16 protein-coding genes and 1 tRNA gene are annotated in these 25,664 nt (G+C 54.9%); 6 read left to right on the plus strand and 11 right to left on the minus strand.

Annotated features, from left to right (window positions below; genetic code table 11):
* The first annotated feature begins 3 nt into the window (after positions 1-3).
* Positions 4-1,371 (plus strand): sigma-54-dependent Fis family transcriptional regulator, encoded by a 1,368-nt coding sequence (locus HY788_22255; GenBank protein MBI4776868.1) that lies wholly within the window; start codon positions 4-6, stop codon positions 1,369-1,371.
* 434 nt (positions 1,372-1,805) lie between these two features.
* Here the strand turns inward: HY788_22255 and HY788_22260 are convergent, their stop codons facing one another.
* The 5 genes from HY788_22260 to HY788_22280 form a co-directional block, all read right to left on the minus strand.
* Entirely contained in the window at positions 1,806-4,619 is a 2,814-nt protein-coding gene (locus HY788_22260) for a hypothetical protein (protein ID MBI4776869.1), read from the minus strand.
* Between the two features lie 1,011 nt (positions 4,620-5,630).
* Positions 5,631-6,302, minus strand: a complete 672-nt coding sequence (locus HY788_22265) for a nitroreductase family protein (protein MBI4776870.1) — start codon at positions 6,300-6,302, stop codon at positions 5,631-5,633.
* 340 nt (positions 6,303-6,642) lie between these two features.
* Entirely contained in the window at positions 6,643-7,089 is a 447-nt protein-coding gene (locus HY788_22270) for a hypothetical protein (GenBank protein MBI4776871.1), read from the minus strand.
* Between the two features lie 288 nt (positions 7,090-7,377).
* Complete coding sequence (locus HY788_22275; protein ID MBI4776872.1) at positions 7,378-8,781, minus strand: sigma-54-dependent Fis family transcriptional regulator; 1,404 nt, start codon at positions 8,779-8,781, stop codon at positions 7,378-7,380.
* Positions 8,778-10,604, minus strand: a complete 1,827-nt coding sequence (locus HY788_22280; GenBank protein ID MBI4776873.1) for a sensor histidine kinase — start codon at positions 10,602-10,604, stop codon at positions 8,778-8,780. Before HY788_22280 ends, HY788_22275 begins: the two co-directional genes overlap by 4 nt.
* Before the next feature lie 306 nt (positions 10,605-10,910).
* On the opposite strand from HY788_22280, the gene HY788_22285 reads away from it, so the two are divergent.
* Both HY788_22285 and HY788_22290 read left to right on the plus strand, forming a co-directional pair.
* Positions 10,911-12,776, plus strand: coding sequence for a TonB-dependent receptor (locus HY788_22285; GenBank protein MBI4776874.1), 1,866 nt, complete (start codon positions 10,911-10,913; stop codon positions 12,774-12,776).
* Positions 12,777-12,943: 167 nt separating this feature from the next.
* Entirely contained in the window at positions 12,944-15,586 is a 2,643-nt protein-coding gene (locus HY788_22290; protein ID MBI4776875.1) for a hypothetical protein, read from the plus strand.
* Positions 15,587-15,948: 362 nt separating this feature from the next.
* Here HY788_22290 and HY788_22295 read toward each other — a convergent pair whose 3' ends face one another.
* On the minus strand, positions 15,949-17,472 hold the full coding sequence (locus HY788_22295) for an AMP-binding protein (GenBank protein ID MBI4776876.1): 1,524 nt from the start codon (positions 17,470-17,472) through the stop codon (positions 15,949-15,951).
* 476 nt (positions 17,473-17,948) lie between these two features.
* Here HY788_22295 and HY788_22300 point away from each other — a divergent pair, with 476 nt between their 5' ends.
* A complete protein-coding gene (locus tag HY788_22300; protein ID MBI4776877.1) occupies positions 17,949-18,569 on the plus strand; it encodes an HAD family phosphatase in 621 nt (206 codons plus the stop codon).
* 46 nt (positions 18,570-18,615) lie between these two features.
* Here HY788_22300 and HY788_22305 read toward each other — a convergent pair whose 3' ends face one another.
* The 5 genes from HY788_22305 to HY788_22325 form a co-directional block, all read right to left on the minus strand.
* A complete protein-coding gene (locus tag HY788_22305; GenBank protein ID MBI4776878.1) occupies positions 18,616-19,644 on the minus strand; it encodes an NAD-dependent epimerase in 1,029 nt (342 codons plus the stop codon).
* Positions 19,645-19,686: 42 nt separating this feature from the next.
* Positions 19,687-20,478 carry an EF2563 family selenium-dependent molybdenum hydroxylase system protein gene (locus HY788_22310; GenBank protein ID MBI4776879.1) on the minus strand — a complete coding sequence of 264 codons (792 nt, stop codon included), beginning with the start codon at positions 20,476-20,478 and terminating at the stop codon, positions 19,687-19,689.
* A 17-nt stretch (positions 20,479-20,495) separates the two neighbouring features.
* On the minus strand, positions 20,496-21,689 hold the full coding sequence (locus tag HY788_22315) for a VWA domain-containing protein (protein MBI4776880.1): 1,194 nt from the start codon (positions 21,687-21,689) through the stop codon (positions 20,496-20,498).
* A gap of 63 nt (positions 21,690-21,752) precedes the next feature.
* Positions 21,753-22,649 (minus strand): MoxR family ATPase, encoded by an 897-nt coding sequence (locus tag HY788_22320; protein ID MBI4776881.1) that lies wholly within the window; start codon positions 22,647-22,649, stop codon positions 21,753-21,755.
* A gap of 4 nt (positions 22,650-22,653) precedes the next feature.
* Positions 22,654-23,673 (minus strand): molybdopterin-binding protein, encoded by a 1,020-nt coding sequence (locus tag HY788_22325; protein MBI4776882.1) that lies wholly within the window; start codon positions 23,671-23,673, stop codon positions 22,654-22,656.
* 394 nt (positions 23,674-24,067) lie between these two features.
* Between HY788_22325 and HY788_22330 the strand changes: the two genes are divergently transcribed.
* Positions 24,068-24,144 (plus strand) — tRNA-Pro (locus HY788_22330).
* Between the two features lie 435 nt (positions 24,145-24,579).
* A complete protein-coding gene (locus HY788_22335; GenBank protein MBI4776883.1) occupies positions 24,580-25,557 on the plus strand; it encodes a hypothetical protein in 978 nt (325 codons plus the stop codon).
* The last annotated feature ends 107 nt before the right edge of the window (positions 25,558-25,664 follow it).

Raw genomic sequence — 25,664 nt, forward strand, 5'->3', positions numbered from 1 at the left:
CACATGGAAACCATACTGATCGTCGACGACGAAAAGAACTATCTCGTCGTGCTCGAGACGCTGTTGAGCGAGGAAGGATATGAGGTACTGACCGCCGAAAGCGTGGTTGATGCCATGAGGAAATGGCGCGACAGCGATTTGGATCTGATCGTTACCGATATGAAGATGCCTAAAGTCAGTGGGATAGAACTGCTCGAAATGGTGAAGAAGCAGGATACGGACCTTCCCGTAATCATGATGACCGCCTACGGTACGGTGGAAAAAGCCGTGGAAGCCATGAAGAAAGGAGCATTCGACTACGTCACCAAACCATTCCAGAATCAGGAGCTGAAACTCACTGTCCGGAAAGCCCTGGAAATGCACCGCCTGCTCAAACAAAATCGCTTGCTGAACAAGGAACTCAGCGAGCGATACCAGTTCGATAACATTGTGGGCAAGTCCAAAGCCATGTTGAAAGTGTACGAACTGGTACAGAAGGTGGCGAATACAAAGGCTACGGTGCTCATCAGCGGTGAAAGCGGCACCGGGAAGGAACTCATCGCAAGGTCCATCCATTTCAATAGCGACCGAAAGGGAATGCCCTTCATTTCCGTAAACTGTTCGGCGCTAACGGATACCCTGCTGGAAAGCGAGCTGTTCGGACACGAAAAAGGTTCTTTTACGGGCGCCGTATCCATGCGAAAGGGGCGTTTCGAATTGGCGGACACGGGAACGCTCTTCCTGGATGAGGTTGGCGACATGTCGTCCAATCTTCAGGTCAAGCTCCTGCGCGTGCTTCAGGAGAGGGAGTTTGAGCGCGTGGGTGGAAACCGGACCATCTCTGTCGATACACGGATCATCGCGGCCACAAACAAAGATCTATGGTCGGAAGTACAGGAGGGGAATTTTCGGGAGGACCTTTATTTCAGGCTGAATGTAGTGCATATCAACGTTCCTCCCTTACGCGAACGGGCGGACGATATTTCGTTGTTGGTTTCGTATTTCCTCAAGAAATACTCGGAGGAAAACGGCAGGGGACCTATGGAATTGAGCCAGGAAGCCTGGCGCATCCTATTGAGTCACAAATGGCCCGGCAACGTGCGGGAACTCGAGAACGCCATTGAAAGAGCCGTGATACTGTGTAATGAGAAGCAAATTAGGAAAGACGACCTGCCGGAGGAACTCCTGGTCGTGAAACAGTCGGAATTCGACGTCGACCGGTGCGTTCCCATCGGTAAGAAACTTCCGGACGCGCTGGCTGAAATCGAGGAGAAAATGCTCAGGCGCGCTTTGAAGCAGAGCGAGAACGTTCAAACACGAGCTGCGGAACTGTTGGGCATCGAAAAGAATCTTCTTCGCTACAAGATGAAAAAATATAATATCGTACTTTGAAGCGGTACAATTTTCTTTACCAGAATAAGTTACGGGATATCAGACTCTTATTCGACAGCAGAAAAAACGGGGGATATGAACGGTAAAACATTTTTTACTTTTGTGTTCGCATCGCGTTGAAGGCAATACAATGGCTGGATATAATCTATTGATATAATTCACTGTTTTTCATTTCGCCGGGCTTTACTGGTTTGGCCCGAAACTTGCTTTTGCAATAGGGCAAGTAACCCCCGCAACGGTAGGCGGCTTTTTCATAACTCTTTTCTCCTTTCTTGTTAATGCCAACCGGACTAACAGTCCGGTTGGCATTCCTTTGTGTGCCGAAGGCCCCCAGAACCACCCATAAGGACAGGTCGCTTTTCCAGGGTATTCGAAAAAAAGGGCCTCTCGGCGGCGACCCATGACTGAAACCGCCGAGAGGGTTAGGGGAACGCCTATCTGAGCAATGTCATCAGGGTCTGGGGCATGGTGTTTGCCTGTCCCAGCATCGCCACTCCGACCTGCTGCAGAATCTGGTATTGAGTCATCTCGGATATGGCCTTCGCCATATCCAAATCCCGGATGGTAGACTCAGCTGCAAGCTGATTCTCCTCCTGGACCGCCAGACTAGCTATGGTGTGATCCAGGCGATTGACGTAAGCGCCGATCCGAGCCCGTTCCGATGAAACCATCTGAATCGCCTGATCGATGCGATCCATCGCCTGATACGAGGTGGCCTGGTTGATCACCAGCGCATTCTGGACGCCCAACGCGAGCGTGTCCATTTGAGCGATGTACGCGTTCATGGTCTGTCCGGGGTTGGCGCCGATTTGGAAGTCCGTGGTTGAGCTGACAATGTGGAGATACTCGACTTCCTCGCCGGGGGAACTGTAGAAATCGACCTGCTTGGTTGTCGCGTTCCATGAAGAGGACACATCCACGTTCGAGTCGATCATCACGTCCACACCCTCGATCACGCCATGGAGCACGTTGTCGCTGACTTTGTCCGAACCGATCAGTTCACCGGTGTGCGCGTTGTAGACCTTTACGGTCAGAGGATCGACCTCGTCGGCAGGATCATTGATGGTCGCCAGACTCAGCGCTTTAAGAACATCTTCCTCCGCACTGAAGTAGAGATAGCCTCCTGTGCCTTGCTTCGGCGAACGAATAACGATGGTTCCCGGCACGGCTTCGTCGGAATTTTCCGTGCTGTTCATGACGTAATCCGTCACGTGGTTGATTCCGACGTCATCCAGCACCCGGCCCAAATTCAGGCCGGTCCAGCCCTGGTCCGTCGTATCGAGGCTGATGATCTGCTCGAGTTTGTCCGCCAGCTCTTGTATGGTGTCGCCGCCGTCTATGTAGAGCGTCGCATTGCTCCCGTCGGCGGTGTACACATCGATCCATTTCCCATCTTCGCCCAAAACGAAATTGCCATTGGAGTCATAGAACCGATCCACTTTGGACAACAAGGTGTCAGGTCCGGCTACGTCCCCGGAACCGAGCACCCTGACGTTGGTGCTCCTGTCCGTAAACGTGCTGCCGAACTGCACGTCCATGGAACCGAATTGAATCCGCCCTTCCTGGTCCATTCGGGCAAAGGTTAAGCTCGCACTTCCGTTTGCCGGGTTATCTCCGGCGCTTTCCCACAAGCCGTGGTTGAAGGTGTTGAAATCCGCCCCGGCGCTGCCTTCTCGGGGATTCCAATCTCCGTCCGCCGACTGCACATTTATCCACTCGTTGGCCGAACCGGTCAGCCTGACAGCTCCGAACTCATCCGTAATCGCGTTCTGCAATCCGAGAAGGAATTTGTCTCCTGCCCGAAATGTCCCTGTATCCAACGTGAGAGTGAATTGATTGGTCGCATCCCCTTCCACTTTCTGAATCGCATCCGCGCCGGAAGTATAGTCGAAATGGGTGGACCAGGTCGAACCTTGGTCCCAGGAAACCCGCAGGTCCAGGGCCCCACTGATGCCTTCGCCAATGACTTCCACAATCGCGTAGGAGTTTTCCGCCAACGCCACACCGCCGATACCGGTGATTTCCCCGGTGGATTCGGAGGTCCGAAAAGCTCCTATCAGGAAAGCGGCGTCCGTTTCCAGATCCAGTGATCGGTTGGCGTCGCCGGCGACAGTGATGATGTCGTAGTCACCGTCCGTCAGTCCCCGAGCGTCGTTCACCTTGTCGATGACCACGTTGTCCGTGTTGTTCTGACGATCGCTGCCCAGAGTGCCGGCGGTTCCGCCCTCGATGGTCAGTGTGTCGAATCCGGTGAAGGCAACCCCTGTGTTCCAGATGGCCGAATCCGTGGCGAGGTTACCGCCGGTCCAGTCACTGATCTGACCCTGCCAGGTTGTGGTCGATCCCCCCGTGACGGTCATGGTCAAACGATAGAGATCGGTGGAAGTGTCCATGCCCTTCGCGCGAATGATGATATCCCCACCACTCACCAGCTCGGCCTCCACAAACGGACTGATGTCCTGATCTGAATTGATGGATCGCGCCAGGACTTCGGCGTCGGAGAAACCCGCCGCAGCGCCTGAACCGGAGTTGACGGACACGGAAAACGTGGTAGCTCCGCCGTCAAAGCTGAAAATCAGGTTCAGGTTTCCGGTGGTGGTGGCATCCGTCACGTCTCCATTGGTTCCGAGGGAGAAACGGAACTGGTTGGGGGACCCGTCCTCCACCTGTGAAATGGCGCCGTCCTTCACCCTGAAAATGTCCGATTTCAACACGTGGTTGGTCAAAGGTTCGGCGCTCTTGACAAGCTGATAGTTGCCTTCCGCCACCTTGCCTCGGATAATCGCCTTGATATCCGAGTTGTCCGCGCTCCAGAGAGCTGCAGAAGAGCCATCCAGCAGCTTCTTCGTATTGAACTCGGTAGAGTATGCGATCCGGTCGATCTCCTGCTTAAGCTGATCGATCTCCCTCTGAATCTCAAGCCGATCGCTACCCGTGAGTACGCCGTTGGCCGCTTGCACAGCCAACTCGCGCATTCGCTGCAAAATATTGTGTGTTTCCGCCAAAGACCCTTCAGCGACCTGCAGCATGGACTGAGCGTCCATCGCGTTTTGAGTAGCCCTGGCGAGACCTCGAATCTGCGTGCGAAACCGCTCCGAAATCGCAAGACCGGAGGGATCGTCCGCTGCCGAGTTGATGCGAAGTCCCGTGGAGAGATGGCTCAAGGCCTTCTCCAGATGGGAAGTGGTTCGCGCCAACGACTGCTGCGCAGTAAATGCAGCCAAGTTGTTTACAATAGATAAAGCCATACGAATCCTCCTTGATTACGCACCCGGGGATTCCCTTCCCCAGAAGAGCTTTTCGACATCCCGCCTATCGGGAGTCCTCTTTTTCCTGTCAATTACCGTCGCCCACCCGGGGGGCGGGATAGGTATCAACAGACTGACGCCGGGTAGAAAGATCGGATAACACTTCGTTGCTATCTGCTTCACGTGCCTCGATCCCCTTTGTCGCCATGTTTGAGTAGCCAAGCCGTCATATGGTCCGATATCTCGGCTGTACCAGTTGCTTTTATATATCGACAATTGGCTGTAGAACTTTACTTTCAAATTCATGATCGAAGTCATTTTTTTTATTTTTTGTAATTCAGGCTATAATAACAATGAATTGCACTGAAAAGCAGGATGTAAACTTAGCAATTATTTTTAAATCGGAGGGAAAAGTTCATGTTTATGAAAAGGCCGGATGAACGGATGACCGGTCCGGAGATCGAAGCGGGCCCGGGCTCAAGCCGGGTGCAACGACGGCGGCTCGTCCGGTACATGCGGTTTCGGGTCGTGGTTGAAACGCGGGGTCATGACCGGCGTTGGCCTCGATGGGGATGGGCGGAGAGAGGATCGTTTAGCGTTGAAGAGTTGGAGCGAGCTCCCCTCCGCCTTTGCATGCACGGACACTCTGTCTCCGTGCGAGGCACGCGGCTGAAAAGGACCAATTCAAGGCGCCCCATCGTTTGGATGAGTCCGGCGCACCTGAAGACGCCCTTTTGACCGCGTGCATCCGCTCCGTCGGAGGGAAGGATCGATTCTCGGGGCCGGTTCGGGGGACGGGACGGTTTTGGTGAGACTGAAACAACGGAGAGTATCCGCGCTGACCGTTAGCCCAAGGCTTTGGGGAGGGTGGTGACATCCACGAGGGCCGAGAGCTCTGACGTCATCGAGGCGCACTTCACGTGCGCGAGGCTTTCCGGTCCTCGTATTCGCATTCCGTTACAGGCTTCTTTTCTTTAATCCCGGATACTCGAGAACGCGCGCCGGTCCGTATCAGTCGATCCATTTCAGGGCGTCGGGATAATTCTTCCGTTTGGGCACGTAGAGTCGGCTTTTGGATGGATAGCCGAGGGTTATGCCGTTAGCCAGCCGGCCTTCCGACACCTGGAGTTCGTTTCGGATCTCATCTTCACAATACAGCACTCCGGCGAACCAACAAGTGGCCAGTCCTTTTGAGTGGGAAGCGAGAAGAAAAGTCTGGGTCCAGGCCGCAGCCGATTGCATGTCGATTTCCACACCATGACCGCTTGGAACCACGAAAACGAAGATCATTGCCGGGGCGCCGCCCAAGGTAGAAAAGAAACCTCGTGTACGCGAAACAACTTTCGGCTTCTCTTCGAGCGCCTTTCCAAGCTTTTCCTTGATCTGTTTATCAAAGGCGATGGTCAGGAATCGTTTGATTCTGTCGAGCATTTCCGGATTCCGAACCACGACGATTCTCCAATTCTGTGCATTCTCAGGAGAGGGAGCCCAGTTGGCAATTTCAATCAGCTCCTGAAGCGTCTCCGTAGTCACGGGCCTTTCCGAGTATTCCCGTATGCTGCGCCGCGTTTCGATGATCGCCCGTACCGTATCGTAAACGGACAGCGCGCCTTTCTCATGGGAAATTCCCAGCCAATTAGGAATAAGCTCTTCCGAAATGCGTAATGTAGATAAATCCATCATAGGCTATCTCGATCGCAGAAAACCATGTTGCAGTACATGAGTGTTCTCCTTGTACGATCGCTGCCTTGAGACTATTCCGTTTCAGTGCGTTGGCGCCCGACGGGGGGGTGACTCTGAAGGCAACGTCAGGCGGCGAATCGCTTCAGACGATGGAGATCCTTCCGTCTATAGGTATACATATACACAATGAAGCAGAAACCTTCAAACGCAAAAGCCAAACTCCCGCGCGGTCCTTTTTTCGATGGGATACGGCAGCCCGGCAGCCCATACCGGGACGGCCTTATCCCTCTCCGCCGGGCAGATGATGGAAATGGTATGGTTTGGTCCGCAAGCGAAAGTGTTACTCAGTGAGAAGAGCGTTGCCCGAATCGGACGTCCGAGGATTTAAGTTTGCCAGAGTTTGATGAAGTCGAGATTGCAGTGATGCAAATGAAAACGCGTTCCGTACCGTTAAGAGGAACATGTCCCGATTTCGAAGCAAAGGTTTTTCAAAATAACCGAAAATGTCCGGATCCTCCAGATCCACCAGAGGCCACCTTTCCTCCATTTCAAAGATCAGAATGATTTGAACGAAAGGATTCTTCATGCGGAGTTGAGGCAACACGGCGTGTCCGTTAAGCCGATATTCATCGCTGGACACGATTACGACCTGAACGTTGCCCATATCCGACCAGTCGGCGTTGTCCGACGGAGTGATCCGCAACACCCGGAAACCCTTCTGGACCAGATAGTAGGCCAGCAAGTCGTGAAATTCGTTTTGTTCCATTAAAAGCAGTATCGAACCCATGGTTTTTCCCCTCGACGTCCTACGGCTCACCAGAAGTTGTTTCGCGCGTTTGCCGGGCTTTACCAATACAGCACAGGCAAAGCGGCTCCTCGATGTCCCCGCCGTCACGGAAACCCGAGCCCAGTGCTCCTCAGTAAAGCAAGATACATGCCAAGTAGGCCGCGATTCGCAGCGAGATTTGGGGGCGGCTTACCTATTGATATTACATACAAAATAGCGATAGACGATCTTGATGCGAAAAAGAGGTCGGGGAGCCGCTCAATAATTGAGCAATTGGTGGGGTTCAGCCTACTCCGGATTGCCCAGATTTTGAGCAATGGAATCCAATTCCTCCTCCATGCCATAGGCCTTGATTTTCGAAATGAGCGTATTTCGACTGACCCCAAGCAGTTTGGCGGCCAAGGTTTGGTTGTTTTCAGCTCTGACCAGAGCAAGGCGAATCATACGCCGCTCCATTTCTTTCAGGTGGAGCGAGCCGGCGCGATCCGCATCATCCAGTCCGATAGGAATGTGCCGAGCGATGTCTGGGCTTCGAAGCATTTTGCCCTGACACGAAACGCTGGCGCGGAGCACCACGTTTCTCAATTCCCGGACATTTCCGGGCCAATGGTAGGAGTGGAGAAGGTCCTCCGCTTGAGAAGTGATGCCTTCCACTTCGATTCCTGTCTCCATTCTCAACTGTCTGCAGAAGAAGCGGGCCAAAATGCTGATGTCTTCTTTTCTCTTGCGCAGCGGATCAAGGTGTATCGTATAAATATTGATCCTGTGATAGAGATCCCGCCGAAACGCACCGTTTTCGATCGCCTTCATCAAGTCCATGTTGGTGGCGGTTACGAGCCGGAAATCGGAACGAAAACGCTCGCTCCCTCCGACTCGTTGGTACGTCTTTTCTTCCAAGACCCTCAGAAGTTTCGTCTGTAAGGCGGGCGACGCATCACCGATTTCGTCGAGAAACAGCGTGCCGCCGTTCACCGTTTCAAAGTAGCCCTGACTTCTCGTGGCGGCGCCGGTATATGCACCTTTTTCATGTCCGAAAAGAGCGGTTTCCAGCAGCGTTTCGGGTAGTTCTGCGCTGTTTACGGTCAGGAAGACGCCTTCCCTGCGTGGACTGAGATCATGGATGGCGCGGGCCACCAATCCTTTACCGGTTCCGGTTTCCCCCGTAATCAGCAGGTCGATTTCATACTTGGCCACTTCTCTGATGGCCGCTTTCACCTCTTGGACATTTTCCGAGATTCCCAGAATTTCCGCGGGTACTTGCTTTTCTAATGACTTCTCTTTCCTCAGACGTTCCAGTTCCCGCTCTTGCCACATTTTGATGATGCCTTGCCTGAGCGTTTGCCAGAACAGTTCCTGATCTTTTCTGATCGGCTTTTCGAAGTAGTGGTAGGCGCCCTCTTTTAAGGCTTCAACCGCTCCTTCCGTACTGCCGTACTGGGTGATGATAATCACGGGCAGACGCGGATCGTGGTCCTGAACGATTCGAAATAGGTCCAACCCGCTCATTTCCGGCATGGTGATATCCGTTATCACGGCGTCCCATTCTTCCTGCGACAGCAGGTTGATGGCCCGGAGCGGCGAGGAGCAGGTAGTGAAAGTGAAACCGCTGGACTTGCCCAACTGCGACATAATGTCGAGGAATTCTTCGTTGTCATCAACCAGTAGGATCTTCGATGTCGAAAAATCTTTCAAGAGGTCCTCGCTTCCCGTTCGATCGTTTCTTCCCTGACTTTTGGAATCTCCGGTTCGAGTGTGCGCTTTTTCCCCTGTGAACGCCAGAGCGGAAACGTTAACACAAAGTGAGCCCCACCGCCATCTTCCACACAGTTGACTTCTCCTTCGTGGGCCTGAACGACGGATCGGACGATACTCAGTCCGAGGCCGGTCCCTTTCCCCCGTTTGGTGGTGAAAAATGGATCGAATATGGTTTGGTGCATTTCTTTCGCAATGCCCGGACCGGAGTCAAGGAAATCCACAACGAGTCTGTGGTCCCAAGCTCGAGCGGAAATATGAATGGTCCCTCCCTCCGACATGGCGTCCAACGAGTTATGGATCAAGTTGTTAAACACGTGCTCCAACAACCCGGGGTCCGCCCAAATAGCCGGAAGATCGGACTCGACCTCGAGCTCCGCAGTCACACCGTATTTTTCCAGCACAAGCCGATTCTGCTCAACAATGGAGGAGAGAAAGCTTTGAACCGGCAATATTTCAGGGTGAATGAATTTGGACCTGGAAAATCTCGAGAAGTCGCGGCAGATCTGATCGATGCGCTCCACATTCTGCTCGATAGCCTGAAAAAAGGCCTGGCCCGACCCGGAAATACCTTGGTTCCGATGAAGGTCCAGCAACATGGAGATATTGCTCAAACGATTTCCTATTTCATGGTTCACTTTGCTTGCCGCTTCTCCCATGGCGGCCAGATTTTGGAGCCTGGCCTTCTCCTCGACAGCTTTTAACTCCCGCTCAATATGATCCAGGAGATTGGATCGCATCAAGTCGAAATCCCAGGCGAGTCTCCCCACCTCGTCATGACTCGTTGCGTTGACTTTTTGTGAAAAATCTCCCCGGGAAATGGCGATCGCGGATTCGTGGAGGCTTCGGATGGGTTTCAAGAATCGGCGCGCCGCGTACATGCCCACTACGGTGCAAAGCCAGATCATGAACGCCCCGATCAGGATGCTTTCCATGTAGAGTTCGGCTTTTTGCGCGAACAACCTCGAATATACCCCGCGCACAACAAACACCCATCCCGTCTCGGGGTAGAATCGCATGTGAATGAGGTTCTCCTCGCCCTGGATTTCCTCCTCCCAGCGGTTCCTTTGTCCTTTACCGACATGGCTGAGGTAGTACGCATAAGGCACATGGGAGGCCTCGAAGGTATTTTGCACGAGATTGGTGGCAACCACCATGCCCTTGGATTCAATCAGCTCCAGAATGATTCCTGGAAGACCGACCATGGACGTGAACATTTGATAGAAATAGCGTGCGTCCAATTCGAGGAACAGGATCCGTTCCACACGCTGTCTGAAGTGTACGGGAACCGTAGCGTACATGAGGGGGAATCCTTCTTCGTCCCTCAGGATACTGGTCAGACAGGGTCCGGAGAATATTCGATCACCGAATTCCAGACGTCGATATTTATCCATAACCTCGGACTTGCGGGTGGTGCTCGAGAGGCCGACCTGTCCGTCTCTTTCGATCAATGAGGCGAATCGAACATACGGCAGGTCGTCCCTGATCCCGAGAAGAGTCACTTTCTGCTGCAGCTCTCCGGGTTTTCCCAACTCTATGGAGGTCGCAATCAATTCCAGGGTGTCTCCCAACTGGTCCAGGAAGAATTGTATCCTGCTTCCCATGTCCTCGGACAGATATTCGCAGAAGCTCCCTGCCTGCGATCGGCTGAATTGCCGGCTGATTTCCGTCAGAAACAGGGTAGTGAGGGCAACGCCGATGATGGAGGTAGGGATCAGGAAGCCAAGAAGCTTGAAGAACAATTTCTTTTGGAAAAAAAGCATATTTTCTTCTACCGCACCGGCCGGGATAATAGCTACGGTCTTTTCATGAAGCTACATTGAGTACTCGATAATGTCTTTAAATTATACTATCTTAAGAGGAAACAGTATCAAGTCAAGCGGTTTGGCCGTCAGGCGTTTGTGATGTTCGAGCGTCCGACTTCGGGCCGCCGGAAGCTGCGACGGTCCCGGCCATGACGCAACGAACGGCGCCTGCAACTTCCCTCCGGGCCTTCGTTTCCGAACGAACCGGATTGCGATTGAAAAGGATTCTCATTTCTCCATGGCTGCATCCGGAGAGAGCGTCGTATGATCCATATTCGAGGTGAACGTTTCGGCAGGGCCATGGTTGCCATTTCCCTGTTCATACTCGGTCTGGTCCCGCCACCCGCTTCCGCGCAGGAGTTCTCCGTTTTCAACTCGGAAACCGGTTACTCCCTGGAACCCATTGTTGTCACTGCAACCCGGAGCGAACTTGGGTTGGATCGGGCTGCCGCGAATATTTCCGTGGTTACCAGGGATGAGTTCGAACTGACCCCCGTGAGAGATCTGGCTGAAGCCCTGCGTCTTGTTCCGGGACTGTTCGTGGACTTCAACGGGGGCCTGGGCAGCCTTGCCACGGCGTCGATCCATGGTTCCGAAGCCCGGCAGGTTACCATCTACATCGATGGTATCAAAGTGAACCAGTTGGCAAACCCCATAGCCGATCTTTCGCAATTCCCCCTGAACATCGTCGATCATGTGGAAATATACAAGGGGGCCGCTTCCTCCGCCTGGGGCTCGGCCTTGGGAGGCGTGATCAACATTATAACGCGGCCTCCCGCGGGCGGGAAGATCCTCGAAACGGAGACTCAACTGATCGCGGGTAGTGACGAAACCGTCATTGGAGGGGTTGGTTTGAGCGGCTCTCCGGGCTCATGGGGATATCGGGTTTCGGGAAACCATGCCGAAACCGACGGATTCATAGACCACGGTGAGGCGAAGCGCAATAACGCGTATGTCAACGTCCGGAAGCGATTCTCGGATGCGGTCGAAGCGTCTCTTACAGCCAATTATCTGCAAGGAGCCTTCGATAATCCGCTGCCCCAGCTGGAGTCGTTTTATGAACGCGTCGATTCCCGTCGCTTTTACCAGACCGCGCAAGTCCGGGTTGTACCGATCGATCCTTTGGAATTGAGCCTTTCGGCATGGAATCAAAGGTACGTCAACTTTTCGAACTACCATTATATGGATGAAGGTACGACCCAGAAAGCTTACCATTACGTTGAAAACACGTATGGCAGCTCTTTCCGGTCCTCTTACCATTGGAACGACGAGCATCAGTCGACGCTTGGCTGGGACGGCGAATGGGGTGGGTACAGCTTCAGCACCATCGGCGATGACCTGGATTCGCGAAATATGGCTGCTTACGCCAACGACGTGGTGTCTTTTGGTTCCATGACCGTTAACGCCGGATTGCGGTATGACGATAACTCGGAATTCGGGTCCCAGTTGAATCCGTCGGGCGGGGTTGTATACCGTATTGCTTTTTGGCGCACGAGGTTACGCACGCAAGTAGCCAGGGGTTTCAGCGCACCTCCTCTGATCTGGCTAAACGATCCCATGCGGGGAAATCCGGATTTGAAGCCTGAAACGGGTGTGGACATCGAAGCGGGATTCGATACCTTCCCAGTGAATGGGTTGCAGGTAAAAGTGAACGGCTTTTTGGCCGAAGTGGATGACCTGATGGTGTTCAACTTCGAGCGGGATCGCTACGAGAACCTTTCCAAAGCACGCCGAAGCGGCTTTGAAACGCGGGTGGGCGCGGATTTATTCTGGAATCTGGGATTGGACGCAGGAGTTACGTTTGTGGACGTGGTGGACAAGGAAACGGATAAGGTCGTCCAGAACATCCCCAGGCGATTCTGGGATATTCAGCTCCGGCATACCTGGAAGACCGTGTCTCAATCCTTGACCGGTCGCCGCGTATACTATAATTCGTCGATACCTGAAACCAAAGACCGTCGGTTCATCGTGGATTATCAGATCCGTATAAAGTTTCTCAACCTGGGCCCCTCACAGGAACTTCACGTGTTCGGCTACGTGTTGAACGTGTTTAACACCACGCAATTTCAGAATCCGAATTTTCCTCAACCGGATCGCTCTGTTCAGGTCGGTCTGTCCTGGCGTTTCTGAAACTCGATTCCAGTGCTTGAATCGAGCAAAGCCGTCCATAAAGATCTTCGAGCCGCCTGCTGATGAAAACGGTTCCGCATCAACGGTTTGCATGGGTTATTGTTGCTCTATGGTGCGTCCTTGCACCGGGAGGGCCTCCTCTTTGCTCTGAATCGGTTTCACCACCCTTGAATGATTTAAGTTCCGGGTTCGAGCGCAATGTGGAACTGCTGAAGCACGGTGGCGAACCGCAACGGATTGAGGCTGCATCGTGGATAGCGGATCAGGGACCGGGAATCCTGTCCATTGTTCGCAACCGGCTCGCACTGGAACGGAATCCCCTGTGTCTTAAAGTCCTCATGGGATGGGTCGCCCTGCGCCAGCAAAGCGAAGCGTGCCCGGAAATCCTCTCTTTGTTGGAATCCAGCGAACCCGAAGTCGCGGTGACGGCCGCGTTGTGCGCCGGTAAACTGGCCTGTCCGGGCGCAACGGATCGCTTTCGGCGTGAGGCGGAACGCCCCGCGCTTCCCCTCGAGGTTCGCTTGGCCATGGTGCGTTCCCTTGGTTTCCAGGGAAGGGCATGGGCTGAAAGAGACCGGGATGCGGTTGAGGTGGAGGAAACGGAGCGCGCGCTGATCCGGCTGCTTCGTCTCTCCGTAGCCTCTCTGCAGGTCGAGGCCGCAGGCGCTCTGGTATTCATGAACGCCCGGAACGCGGAACGAGCCCTGGCGGAACTCGAATTCCCCTCTGACCCCTACGTTTCGTACTTCGCGCAGAGGGCTTGCAGGAAGCTCTATCCGACCGGTCTGAAACAAAACGGCGGGAAGTCCGCCGTGGTGGAAGAGGACTTCGGTTTCTCACTGCCACTGGAGGATGTGTTCGACCGAAAGGCGACGGAAACCGTTTTGCCTGAAGCAGCGGATCCGTTTCAGCGAGCATCGACCATCTGGAACGTCGACCGGTCGGAGCTGATGGGGATGTGGCGCGCTTTCTACGGAACCGTTTTCGAATGTTCGTTGCCTCGGTATTACCTAGTGCTTCCGGACCGGGATCGACTTCCAATCGTGGAAGACTGGCTGGGGGATCCGTTGGAGGCGCCCGACAAGGCCTTGGAGCTGTGTGGAAAATTCTCGGACTTCTTTTCTCCAGCGGCTTCGCGAGGTGCTGTCTTCTCGGGCGAGTTCGCGCGCTTCGCTCGGGCGATTACCTTTCCAAGGTCCAAAGGGAGCCGGACGGAGTTCCCATCCCACTATCCTTCCCGACGGGCGCCGATGCTACCGGATCTGTTGTCCGAAGTTATGGATTCTTCGGAGAAGAACGTCTCTTCGAAATCCGACTCCATAAAAGAATTAAACCGCCTGCTGCCGGAATCGCTGTCGGCGTGTCTGGGGGATTTGCTGGCTTCCGTCCTCCGGCTTCAGGAGGCCTGGCAATCCACCCTCGATGGGCTTTCGGAAGCGGATCGAATCCGGCTGAGAAGGGCGTGTCTGGATTGGGCCGGAACGCAAAAGTTGTCCGGTTCATCGTTGAACTGGGTTTCGAAGACCATCGCCGACCTCGATCTCGATGGTGTGTGGGAGGCCGAGGATCGGTTGCTGGAAGCGTTGGCTCGAACTTCGGGCGTATTAGGCAGATACAGGGAGTGGACTCCGGAAGGCCGCCCGGATTGGGTTTGGAAAGCGAATACACCCTATGGCACGGTGGCCCTCTACGGAAATCGCGATCACCGGATCCGGCATGCCGGTTGCCTCATCGTGGATTTTGGAGGAAACGATGAGTGGGTTCGCGAGGAGCCGGACGACGGCGATCAGCCCATGGTGCAGGTTTATCTCGATCTTTCCGGGAACGATTCATATCGCTCGACGGCGCCGGCCGGCTTTGGCGGAGCCGTCATGGGAACGGGACTGCTGCTGGATCTGGACGGTGATGACCAATACAGGTGCGAAGGGGTGGGTCTGGGCGCCGCGATCCTCGGAACCGGCTTTCTGCTGGACGCTTCGGGCGACGACTCCTATTCGGGCGGGCGTTTCTGCCAGGGGGCTGCGGCATATGGAATTGGGATATTGGCGGATTTGGCCGGTAGGGATAGGTACAAAGCCGTTGCAGGCTCTCATGGGTATGGAGAAACCAGGGGGCTCGGAGGTTTGTTGGAATTCTCGGGAAATGATGTGTTCTCACTCGATCCGGATGCTTCGGGAGATGCAAAGGACGCTGCTCGGGATGGTTCCCTTGGCCAGGGATGCGGCAAGGGCTTTCGGTCCGACCCCGGGGAGGCTCTCTCCGGCGGGGTTGGACTGCTCTGCGACCTCGAGGGAGACGATGTATATAGGGCCGGGAGCCTGGCCCAGGGAACGGGCTATTGGTACGCCGTCGGAGCGCTGGTCGATTCCGGAGGAAACGACTCGTACACGCTCGACAATTACGGGCAGGGGGCAGGGATTCACGCCGGCATGGGGCTCCTTCTGGATGTGGCGGGATCGGACCGCTATCTCGGCCGTCACCATGCGGCGGGCTGCGGACTGGACCGTGGGGGAGGAATTCTGTTCGACGTTGCGGGAAACGACGAATACCTGAACGAATCCGACGTCCAGGGGGCCGGAGTCAAACCCCTCGGATTCGGCGTTTTGGTGGATCATGAAGGAAACGACCGATACCGCGCCCGGGTCGGAAGGGGTTATTGCAGGCTGCCCGATTTCTGGCCCAGCCTGTGGGCGACGGGCCTGTTCTATGATCGAAGCGGGACGGATTCGTACGAGGGAGGCGTGGACATGGGCGGAAATCGCAGGATCCGGACACAAAACCGATACGGATTCGGGGTGGATGCGGAATGATCTAAGAAGCCGTTCGAGAAGTTGCACGATCGGGGGCATAAATCCGAATAGGCCCCATCACCCTCGTGGGGGGGGAGCCGCCAGTATGGATTGGCTTTCGCTCCATAACCCAATCCGTACTCTCAGGGTCTTGAGGGGGTGGCCAAAGCATCATTTTGCAGGTTGGGTTGAGCGCAGCAAAACCCAACAATATAAGTCGGTTACGCCACAAACGCTGTCGCTGTGCGACGTGGGAAACTTGGCGGCTGATATAACTTGCAAAGCCGCTCGTACGCGAGCGGCCGCCCATGATCCTGCCCTATTTGGCTGGTTATCCCCGAAAAAAACCGATCGTCTTCGGCTTCGCATGCTGTTTAGGCGGCTCAGCATTGTCCTCCGTGATCCTTTTTCACACGTTCCCGGTCTATTTCTCCGTCGGCTTTCTTGGGGAGACGATCCGTGAACACCACGTACCTGGGTTTCTTGTATCTTGCGATTTTGGACGCCACGTACTCGATCAGCTCTTCGGGCTTCAATTGCGCCCCCGGTTCGAGGACACACACGGCCTTCACGGCTTCGCCCCAGTCTTTGTCCGGTACGCCGATGACGCACGTTTCCCTCACGGAGTCGTGGGTAAGGATCGCCTTCTCGACCTCGGATGGATAGACGTTTTCTCCTCCGGTCTTGATCAGCTCTTTCTCGGCTTTTCTCTTGACGTACCAGAGATAGCCGTCTTCGTCGAAACGTCCGATATCGCCCGTATGGTGCCAATTGTTTCGGAACGTGTGTCGGGTTTGCTCGTCGAGGCCCCAGTATCCCCGGAATACGTTGGCCGATCGGACGCAGATTTCCCCCGGCGCGCCCGTGGGCGCCTCCCTGTCGTAATCGTCGAAAAGGGCCACTCGGGCCGTGGGATAAGGGATGCCGGCGCTTCCGGGTTTTTCATTATAGGGTGCGGTGGTCACGCAAAGGGCCTCGGCCTGAGCAAACAACGACCAGAACGAGGCTCCGGGCGCCCATTTTTGAAACCGAAGAATATTTTCCGCCTGGTCGAGCCCCACCACCATCCGGATACTCGAGATATCTCGCTTTTCTTCGTCGTTGGCGTCCATCAATGACTTGAGAATCGGGGCGAAGTCGAAGAAAATGGTGCTCTTTTCGGTTTCGATTAACTTCAGAGCGGTCTTTGCATCGAAACGATCCATAATCACGTTTTTGCCCCCGGCGTGCATAACGGCCATGGCGAGGCCGAAACCCGCTATATGGAACAACGGTATCAGGCAGACGTGGGCGTCTCCCGGTCCTATGCCGTACCTCTGCATAATCATCAGATTCCCGGCGGTCACTCCTCCCTGGCTGACCAATGCGCCTCTGGGGCGTCCTTCGACCGCAGCCGTATGGATGATCGCGTATCCGGATTCCGTGGATACGTCGAAATCACGATCGGCGTCGTTTTCGGAATAGAGGGCCTCGAAGGGTTGGAACCGGTCTGAAGTCCCATGGCCCCCTATGGAATAGAAGCCCTGGATGGTATCGATCCCTCCGGCGGCCTCGACCGCAGACGCCTGATACTCCGGGCCGGCGAACAGTACCTTGGGTGCGCCGTCTTCGAGCACGTACTTCACCTCATTCGACTGAAAGCGCCAATTCACCGGCAAAACAATGGCCCCCAATTTCGACGCCGCGCCGTACAGGATCAGATATTCGTCACTGTTCTGGGCAACAACGGCAATTCGGTCGCCCTTCCCGACGCCTGCATTCGCCAGCCCGCCGGCGAGCCGGTCGCAATGATGTTTGAACTGAATGTGGGTAAGCCGCCTGTCGTTGAACACCACGGAGACGTTGTCGGCATGAGTCCGGGCATTCCGGCGGATCATGTCATAAATCGTGAAGTCATGAACTCCCATGGATAAAGCCCTCTCCTTGTGTTTTGATGTGGCTTTCGGATGGCGCCCACGGCCGGCGACCAAGGCCTCGCTTAAAGCCTGCCCGTGAAACCGTGCCTCTGCTTCTCGCCGTTTCGAGGAGGGATCTGTTCCAAGCTCCTGACGGGTCTCCAGCGCGCCGTTGGACTTCGTTATTGTCAGTTCATTCTTACTCCATGCGAAAAGACGATTCAAGCGTCGAGTCTTCGATGAAATGTTGAAATAGGGAATGAACCGGTCCAGAATATAAGAGGATTGGGGAAGAGGGTTTTGGGGCTGCCTTGAGACTGAGGGTTAGGTAAGCGATGCAGGCGCGGGTTTCAAACCCACCCCTACGCGACCGGGGATTCTTCCTACGCCGGGGAGGTCCTGGGCAAGCGGTGTTAAAATTCAGCATGGTTTCGGTAGGCTTCGACGCTTCCGCAGTCTGATGTTTCCATCCCGAGGAGGGCGCCTATATGATTCAAGCCGTATTGTTCGATTTCGGCGGAGTACTGGCGGAAGAAGGCTTTCGCCACGGAATGATGGCGATTGCAGCACAAAACCGGATCGATCCGGATGCCTTTTATGCCAGTGTAGAGCAAGTGATATACCACGGGGGGTACGTGCTTGGAAGAACCTCGGAAGCGACTTTTTGGGAGACCTTGAGAAAGAAATGGCGCCTGTCGGGTTCCGATGCGGACCTCCGGCGGGAAATTCTCAGCCGGTTCAAGGTCCGGCCGGGCATGATTGAACTCGCCCGTAAGACCAAGAACTTGGGGATGGTAACAGCCATTCTCAGCGATCAAACGAATTGGCTGGATGAACTGAATCTGCGCGACGGCATTTACGAGGCGTTCGACCGCGTGTTCAATTCCTATTACCTCCACCAAAGTAAGCGGATGAAGGAAACGTTTCTTCGAGCATGCGCGGAACTCGGCGTATCGCCCGGGGCAACGGTCTTTGTCGATGATCATGCCGAAAACTGTGAGAATGCACTTTCGGCCGGCTTGATCCCTGTCGCATTCGTCTCCGAATCCCAGATTCGTGAACAGCTCGGACGGCTCTTTCGCGATAACGGTTTGAGCGGGATCGACTGAACTCCCGGCCCCTCATGCCAACCGTCTTCCGCGGGCCGAAAGCCGATCATGATATATGGTAATACGCTCGGTACCACTCGATGAACCGGGCGACGCCTTCCTCGATACTCGTGCTGGGTCGGAACCCCACGGCGCTTTCCAGGAGAGCGATGTCCGCGTACGTGGCGGGCACGTCGCCGAGCTGCAGGGGCAAATAGTTTTTTTTGGCCCGTTTGTTTAACGCTTTCTCGATGGCTTCAATAAACTGTTCCAGCTCTACCGGTTGATTGTTTCCTATGTTGTAGATTCTGTACGGAGCGCTGCTGGTGGCGGGATCCGGCGTGGAACCGCTCCAGTTGGGGTCCGCTGCCGGCGTTTGGTGCAGCACCCGTGTCACGCCCTCCACGATATCGTCTATGTAAGTAAAATCTCTTTTCATCTTCCCATAGTTGAACACGTCGATGGGACGGTCTTCAAGAATGGCCTTTGTGAACAGGAACAAAGCCATGTCAGGACGTCCCCAGGGGCCATAGACCGTGAAAAAGCGTAGGCCCGTGACCGGGAGTCCGTAGAGATGACTGTAAGCGTGAGCCATCAATTCGTTGGACTTTTTCGTGGCCGCATATAGAGAAACCGGATGGTCCACGTTGTCATGAACCGAAAAGGGAAGCTGTGTGTTGGCTCCATACACGGAACTGGAAGAAGCGAAGACCAGATGTTGGACCCGGGAATGGCGGCAGCCTTCCAGAATATTCGAAAATCCGACCAAATTGGAATCCACATAGGCGTATGGGTTTTCTATGGAATAACGAACACCGGCCTGTGCCGCAAGGTGGATTACTCTATGGGGACGCCGCTCGTTAAACAGATCCGACATGGCCTTCCGGTCCCCCACGTCTTGTTGGACAAAATGGAAGTCGGGCTTCGACCGGAGCTGTTTCAGGCGGGCGTTTTTCAAACCCACGTCATAGTAATCGTTTAGATTGTCAATTCCCAGTACCGAAACGCCTTGCTCCAGGAGCCGTTTTGACAGGTGAAAGCCTATGAATCCGGCTGCTCCGGTAACCCAGACGAGCTTCGAGTTGTCGTTTTTCATGAATAATAGCCTCTGCGGGTGCGAGATGGAATTGGTGAAAGGTCACTGGTTGAATCGATTCAAGATGGCCTCTGTCACGGATCCGGATATATTCCTCGCCTTATCGGAAATCGTGCTAAGGTAGCCGATATCGCCTCTCGGATCAACGTCCCCAACCTTCATCCCTTTGCTTACGCGGATTCCCGGGCGGATGAGGCCTCGAAGAACGCCGCTCACAGCCGATGTGACGGGTTTTCCCGCGACCTCGGCCACTTCCTGACCCTGCTCTACACGATCCCCGAGCCGGACGTTCGACATAAATATTCCTTCCGCCGGCGACCGCAACACCCGCTCTTTGTCGTACCCGGCGATACTTCCGGGAACTCCCGTGTCCGGATCGGCGGTTCCCTCGAATATCAGTCGTCCCAGGTTGTGACCTCTGTTGGTCTCAACTACGACGTGTACATCATTGCCCGCTGTAAATCCGGGTCCCAGTGCGATGACCATTGAGGCGTCGTCCATTGTCAGGCCAAAATTATGCTTACGCAGGGTGGCGTCGATGATCACATCCGGTCTGAAAGGGGGCGGATCGTAAGGGCCTTGCACGAGAATCGGCAGGCGGCCACTGTCCCGGATCTTTTGCGCATCTTCGATACGGTCAATGCGCACCGCGGTCACGCCCTCCACTGTCTGAGAACCTTCATACACGGCCTCGCAGAAACTAACGGCTCTCCGGACAGCCAGGGGCTCCTCGATTTCCGTCAGCAGAAGTTTGAAATGGCATCTGAATAACCGGTGCGCCGTTGCCGAAGCCATTTCACCGGCTCCGAGAACCAGGATAACGAGGTCTTTCAGAGGTTTTTTCCGGGCATTCACGAATACATCCTTCGTGTTTGAGCCTCGATGGCCCGGACTTCCGTTTCGAGCAGCCTCAAAACCTTCCACAACGTGATCACATTATAGAAAGGGAGAAGCGCGTCCACGTAAGGCAGCACGGTGCGGATTCCCAGACAGGTCGGAGTATATCCGGGAAAGGCCATCAGAGGATTCAGCCAGAACAGCTTGTTGCAGCTTCGTTTCATCAGGGACATCTGGTTCTCGAGTTCCTCCGGATCCCCCCGATCCCAACCGTCCCCGGCAATGAACAGCTCGGTTCTCTCCCCACTGAAGCGGGTCGCGTAGTTCCGGTTGAAATAGCGAAAACAGTTTCCCATATCGGTGCCGCCGCCCCAGTTGAACTCGGAAGACGTCATTTTGTTGAAAATCCGAGGCCATTCCGAATCCCTGAAGAGCGAGGTCACCTCGGTCAGGCGGGTGGAAAACACAAAGACTCGAGTTCTTGGAACGGACCGAGCCAAAGCGTGACCAAACAGCAAAAAGAAGCGCCCATAGGCGTCCATCGAGCCGCTGATGTCGAGCAGCAGGTGAATGCGGGTCTTGCGACGCTTCCTGCGCTTGAACTTCAGTTCCACGGGTTCTCCCCAGGATCGGAAAGACTTGCGCATGGTGCGGGCAAAGTCGAGTTTTCCGGGCTTGGCCGAGCATCGGCTCCTTCGGCTTATTCGGGTTCCTATGACGCGGGCGAGTTGCTTCACCGCCTGCTCGACAGAAAACAGTTCCTCCGCTGAAAGATCCTGAAACGGTTTTTCCGCCGTGTTTTCTTCCAACCCGGCCCGAAAAAGAGCTAGCTGAAGCTGATCGGAGTCCTGGGGCGCCACCCCCAAAATCTCGGGGAACACGGGGGTGCGAGGCTTCGCTTCGGCGCCCTTTTCAGCATCGGATTCGTCCGAGTCGTCCGGAGGTCGACGGCGCCAGTAAGCATCGAAGAGTCTGTAAAACAGCTCCAAATCCCGGCGATTGGAGACGAGAACGCACGCCAGCAGTTCTTTGAATTGGGCCCGCCGGCCTATTTCTACATGCTCCAGTCCTTGAATGGCGTCTACAACGCGACCCGTGGTCACGGGAATGCCGTGAGAGCGCAACACCCGTCCGAATTGAATCACACGGGTCGTCAGTCCTGATTCAATCGAATGCTGTTGCGGTTCTTTCGATACCGGTGAAGCCATTAGAAAAGGAATGCTCCAACGAGTCAGGCGGGTCGCTTCCCGCTTGACGCCTGCGGCCTGAATCTAACCGGCGGAAGTCGGGCTAGGGTCCGACATGATTTCGGTGACGCACTGGTCGAAACGCTGGAGGTCTTCCCGGTATTTGAATACACAGGCCAGAGTCTCGGATACGGTTTTTGCGTCCAGGTGCTCTCGATGCAGGGTGACAAGCGCTTCCGCCCAGTCCAGCGATTCCGCCACGCCCGGACGTTTGATGAAGTCCATGGATCGGACTTTCTTCATAAATTCGGAAATCTGCCGCGCCAAATGCTCGTTCACGTGGGGTAGCCGTAACCGGATAATTTCCATTTCTTTTTCCAGCGTCGGATACTCGATCCAGTGATAGAGGCAGCGCCGTTTCAGTGCTTCGTGCACCTCGCGGGTGCGGTTCGAAGTGATAACCACCAGCGGGGAGTCCTTGGCTCGAATGGTTCCGATTTCCGGGATGGTCACCTGAAATTCCGACAGGAACTCGAGCAGAAATGCTTCGAACTCGTCGTCCGCGCGGTCGATCTCATCGATCAGAAGCACGGGAGGCTCGCCTCGGGCGCCGCTCTGAACCGCATCCAGCAAGGGACGACCGATCAGAAAGTCGGGGGTGAAAATATCGGTCCAATCGCCGGGCCCGCATCGTTTTTCCTGATCCATCCTTACCTGAAGCAACTGTTTGGGGTAGTTCCATTCGTACAGAGCGCTGCTCTGATCCAGCCCTTCATAACATTGGAGCCGAATCAGCCTTCGCTTCAAAGCCTCGGATAATACCTTACCCACTTCCGTTTTGCCGACCCCTGTTTCTCCTTCGAGAAAAAGGGGTTTCTTCAATTTCAAAGAAAGGTAGATCACTGTGGCGAGGCGTTCATCGGCCACATACAGGTGGGAACTCAACAGCGTTTGCACTTGCTCGATGGATTCCATCCGCATAGGGTTACTTTCCAAAGCCACACACCGGATAACGGCATTCTTCACAATTCCTGCAGTACCCCCCATGACCGAGCGCAGCTACCTGTTCCTTCTTTATGTTTTCTCCGGCCAGAATGCGAGGGAAAAACACATCGAAGGCCGTGGTCTTATGGAAAAAAACGCACGCCGGCAATCCCAGAATAGCCGTTTCTCCCAATCGGGCGTATAGGAACATGGCTCCGGGCAAAATGGGGGTGCCGTAAAAGACGACCTGGGCCCCAGCTTGTTTCACCCCCATAACCGTCGCATCGTCCGGGTCCACGGACAGACCGGCGGTTATCAGAATGATGTCCATGCCGTGCTCTTTCAGCCGTCGGATGTTGGAGGAGATCTCCTCCGGATCGTCTCGAGCCATACGCTTTTCCAGAACCACCTGTCCGTATCCGCCGACCTTCGCACCCACGGACTCATCGAAGCCGTCCCTGATCCGGCCTTCAACGATCTCGGTCCCCGTGACAAGCGCCCCTACGTGCTTATGCAAGTAAGGCATCACTCGGATAATCTTATCCTCCCTTGCGCAGGTTGTCTCAATCTCGGAGATGACGGTTTCAGGTATGGTCAGAGGGATAATCCGTGTGGCTCCTACTTGCTCATCGGGTTTGACCGGCGTGTAGGTGTGGAGCGTGGACAACATCACGTCTTCTGTCAGGTTGATTCTCGTCAACGCGTCAACGCGAATTTTCAGTAAGCCGTTTACACGGCTCACGAAAGTGACTTTACCCTCTTTCGGACCCACAAGATCAATGTCCTCCGCTGCAAAGGCCCGTGCAAGTCTTACCCCTGCTTCGTCTTCGTGGATATAGCCTTCGGGCATTTCCATCACATAGATGGAATATTTGCCGATGGAGAGAAGTTCCTCGACATCCTGTTCGGAAATAATGTGGCCTTTTCGGAAAGCCACACCCTTGAATGAGCCGGGAATGATCTTGGTTACATCATGCCCGAGAGGTCTTCCCACTGCGTCCTGCGTAGCTATCTTTCGCATTTCAAATGTTATCCCCCTTGATCAGAGCTGAAACGGAAAATCCGAATGAAGGATGTCGGACCGTCATGGCCGGAGCCGGAGTTTTGCTTAATGGGAGGCCTCGAAAGACTCTGACCAGGATGTCTCCGGATCCTGTCAGAATCATGCGAGGGGACCGCGCGACTCCACTCCGCGAACATCTTTCGGCCTGCCGGACGTTCGCAGACGGCGTCGTTCATGCTAAATACGTCCAAAAAGTGCGTGACTTTTTGTCCGTATCGGTTTATATCCCACCAGCTTAAAAAAGAACGATCGGACTTTCGCGCTCGAAATTTCCCGGATTTTCGCGATTGAGAAAATGCGGTACTTGGGGTAAGATCAAAAAACCTTTCGGCATAGAAGGCCGCTTTCGTTTCGGGGTGTAGCTCAGTCTGGTAGAGCACCGTCTTCGGGAGGCGGGAGTCGCTGGTTCAAGTCCAGTCACCCCGACCATATCCTTTATGGATGAGCAAAGGCCGGTATCCGCATCGGGATTTCCGGCCGTGTCGCTAATGCCCGTAGTAAAGTCCTCTCAGCCCTTTACTCCAGAGTCCGCTTTCTTTTTCCGTGTAGCACCCAATCCTATCCAAATCAAGCACCTTACACCCGGTACTCCCATTGGTCACGATTCGGGCGAAGCGGCTCTTTCAACCCTCCGCAACCGTTCACGAATCGAGCCCTGAGGAAAGAAAGCCATACCGCCGGTCATCCTCGTCCGTACGCGCCCTTCTCGCGAGAGATCTGATGTGCCGGGCGAGTCTTTTCCTGATCCAATCTTGACTGTTGCTATGATCTCATTTCATTATGTCGTTCGAGATTTGCCGCTTTCTCCATATTGGGTGACCCATCGCACAGGAAACCGTCCATCCGAACCAACCGGGAGCCACCGTGTTCAGCTCGAGAGCCTCGCGCAAAAGAGGGCCTGGTCGCACGGGTATTCACCAGTTGCCGCCATTTCTGGATTCAGAGGAGGCGCTTGAGACCCTGGGCCGCCTGCTGGTCGAGTTTGACGATTTTCGAGCCAAGTTGCCCATGGGGAATCCGGGGGGACGGGTCAGGGATCACGCGCAAGCCCGCCGCCTGCTGGACGACGTGATGAAAACGGCTCGAGATGTCCTGGACATCGATGAAACACGAATTCCACCGCCGGAGGTCGTGCTAAGCCACATCTTGCATTCCTTAAGAAATAAGACGACCGTTCTCGCGTTTATTTATGTTCCGGTGGCCGTATTGTTTCTCGCGTACACATTTGGGGTCTCCGAAAGCGGTCCGGCTCTGTGGCTCGCCCGTGGGGCGGCGTGTTTTCTTTTGGCCGCACCGTTTCTAATTGTGCGGAGAACGCGCATTTATGCGGAACACCTGGGAGGCTATGCCAGAAATCGGGGACATGGGCCCGCTATTGTCATCGAGCAACTGCCGGAGGTGCAGTTCCAGTCCTATCTGTCTTACGGCTACGCCTGCCATATTTACTACTACCTGGCGAAAGACGAAGATCGAAAAGAGCTGCGCGAGGGCTGGGCGCGGCTGGTGCAGTGGAAAATCGCCCAGGAGCTGTATCGTCGCGACGGGAAATCCGCTCACCTGGCCTATCCTCTGGATCAAATCCTAGGTGAGCTTAAGTTCGTTTATACCCTTGTGAGCAAAGGCTTGGGCCGATCGAATCCTGCTCGCATCCGATCCATCCGGACCATGTACATTCGTAATCCCGTTGTGCGGTTGCTCACCGGGTGGCCCGGGTTTATTGCCATGAGCCTGGTGGAGCATGGAATCGGCGCCGCCGTCTATTTCCTGTCCGATCGACACACTGCGGTTCTGCGACCCTTGCCGGCAGGCGTTCTTGACAAGGATGCGGGCGCTTCAACTTGAGCCTCATCGGCATGGACCAGAGGTGCATCAGGGATATGAAAGCCGGACGGGGCCGAATCGCCTTCCGCAAACGGGCAGGAGGGAGATACCTCTGCTACGGAGTTCCC

The sequence above is a fragment of the Deltaproteobacteria bacterium genome (genome assembly GCA_016208165.1).
In the GTDB taxonomy this organism is placed as follows: Bacteria; Desulfobacterota; Desulfarculia; order JACQYL01; family JACQYL01; genus JACQYL01.

Coding starts and splice junctions, on each gene's coding strand:
- HY788_22255 (MBI4776868.1), top strand. CDS start 4: ATGGAAACCATACTGATCGTCGACGACGAAAAGAACTATCTCGTCGTG.
- HY788_22260 (MBI4776869.1), bottom strand. CDS start 4,619: ATGGCTTTATCTATTGTAAACAACTTGGCTGCATTTACTGCGCAGCAG.
- HY788_22265 (MBI4776870.1), bottom strand. CDS start 6,302: ATGATGGATTTATCTACATTACGCATTTCGGAAGAGCTTATTCCTAAT.
- HY788_22270 (MBI4776871.1), bottom strand. CDS start 7,089: ATGGGTTCGATACTGCTTTTAATGGAACAAAACGAATTTCACGACTTG.
- HY788_22280 (MBI4776873.1), bottom strand. CDS start 10,604: ATGCTTTTTTTCCAAAAGAAATTGTTCTTCAAGCTTCTTGGCTTCCTG.
- HY788_22285 (MBI4776874.1), top strand. CDS start 10,911: ATGATCCATATTCGAGGTGAACGTTTCGGCAGGGCCATGGTTGCCATT.
- HY788_22295 (MBI4776876.1), bottom strand. CDS start 17,472: ATGGGAGTTCATGACTTCACGATTTATGACATGATCCGCCGGAATGCC.
- HY788_22300 (MBI4776877.1), top strand. CDS start 17,949: ATGATTCAAGCCGTATTGTTCGATTTCGGCGGAGTACTGGCGGAAGAA.
- HY788_22305 (MBI4776878.1), bottom strand. CDS start 19,644: ATGAAAAACGACAACTCGAAGCTCGTCTGGGTTACCGGAGCAGCCGGA.
- HY788_22315 (MBI4776880.1), bottom strand. CDS start 21,689: ATGGCTTCACCGGTATCGAAAGAACCGCAACAGCATTCGATTGAATCA.
- HY788_22320 (MBI4776881.1), bottom strand. CDS start 22,649: ATGCGGATGGAATCCATCGAGCAAGTGCAAACGCTGTTGAGTTCCCAC.
- HY788_22325 (MBI4776882.1), bottom strand. CDS start 23,673: ATGCGAAAGATAGCTACGCAGGACGCAGTGGGAAGACCTCTCGGGCAT.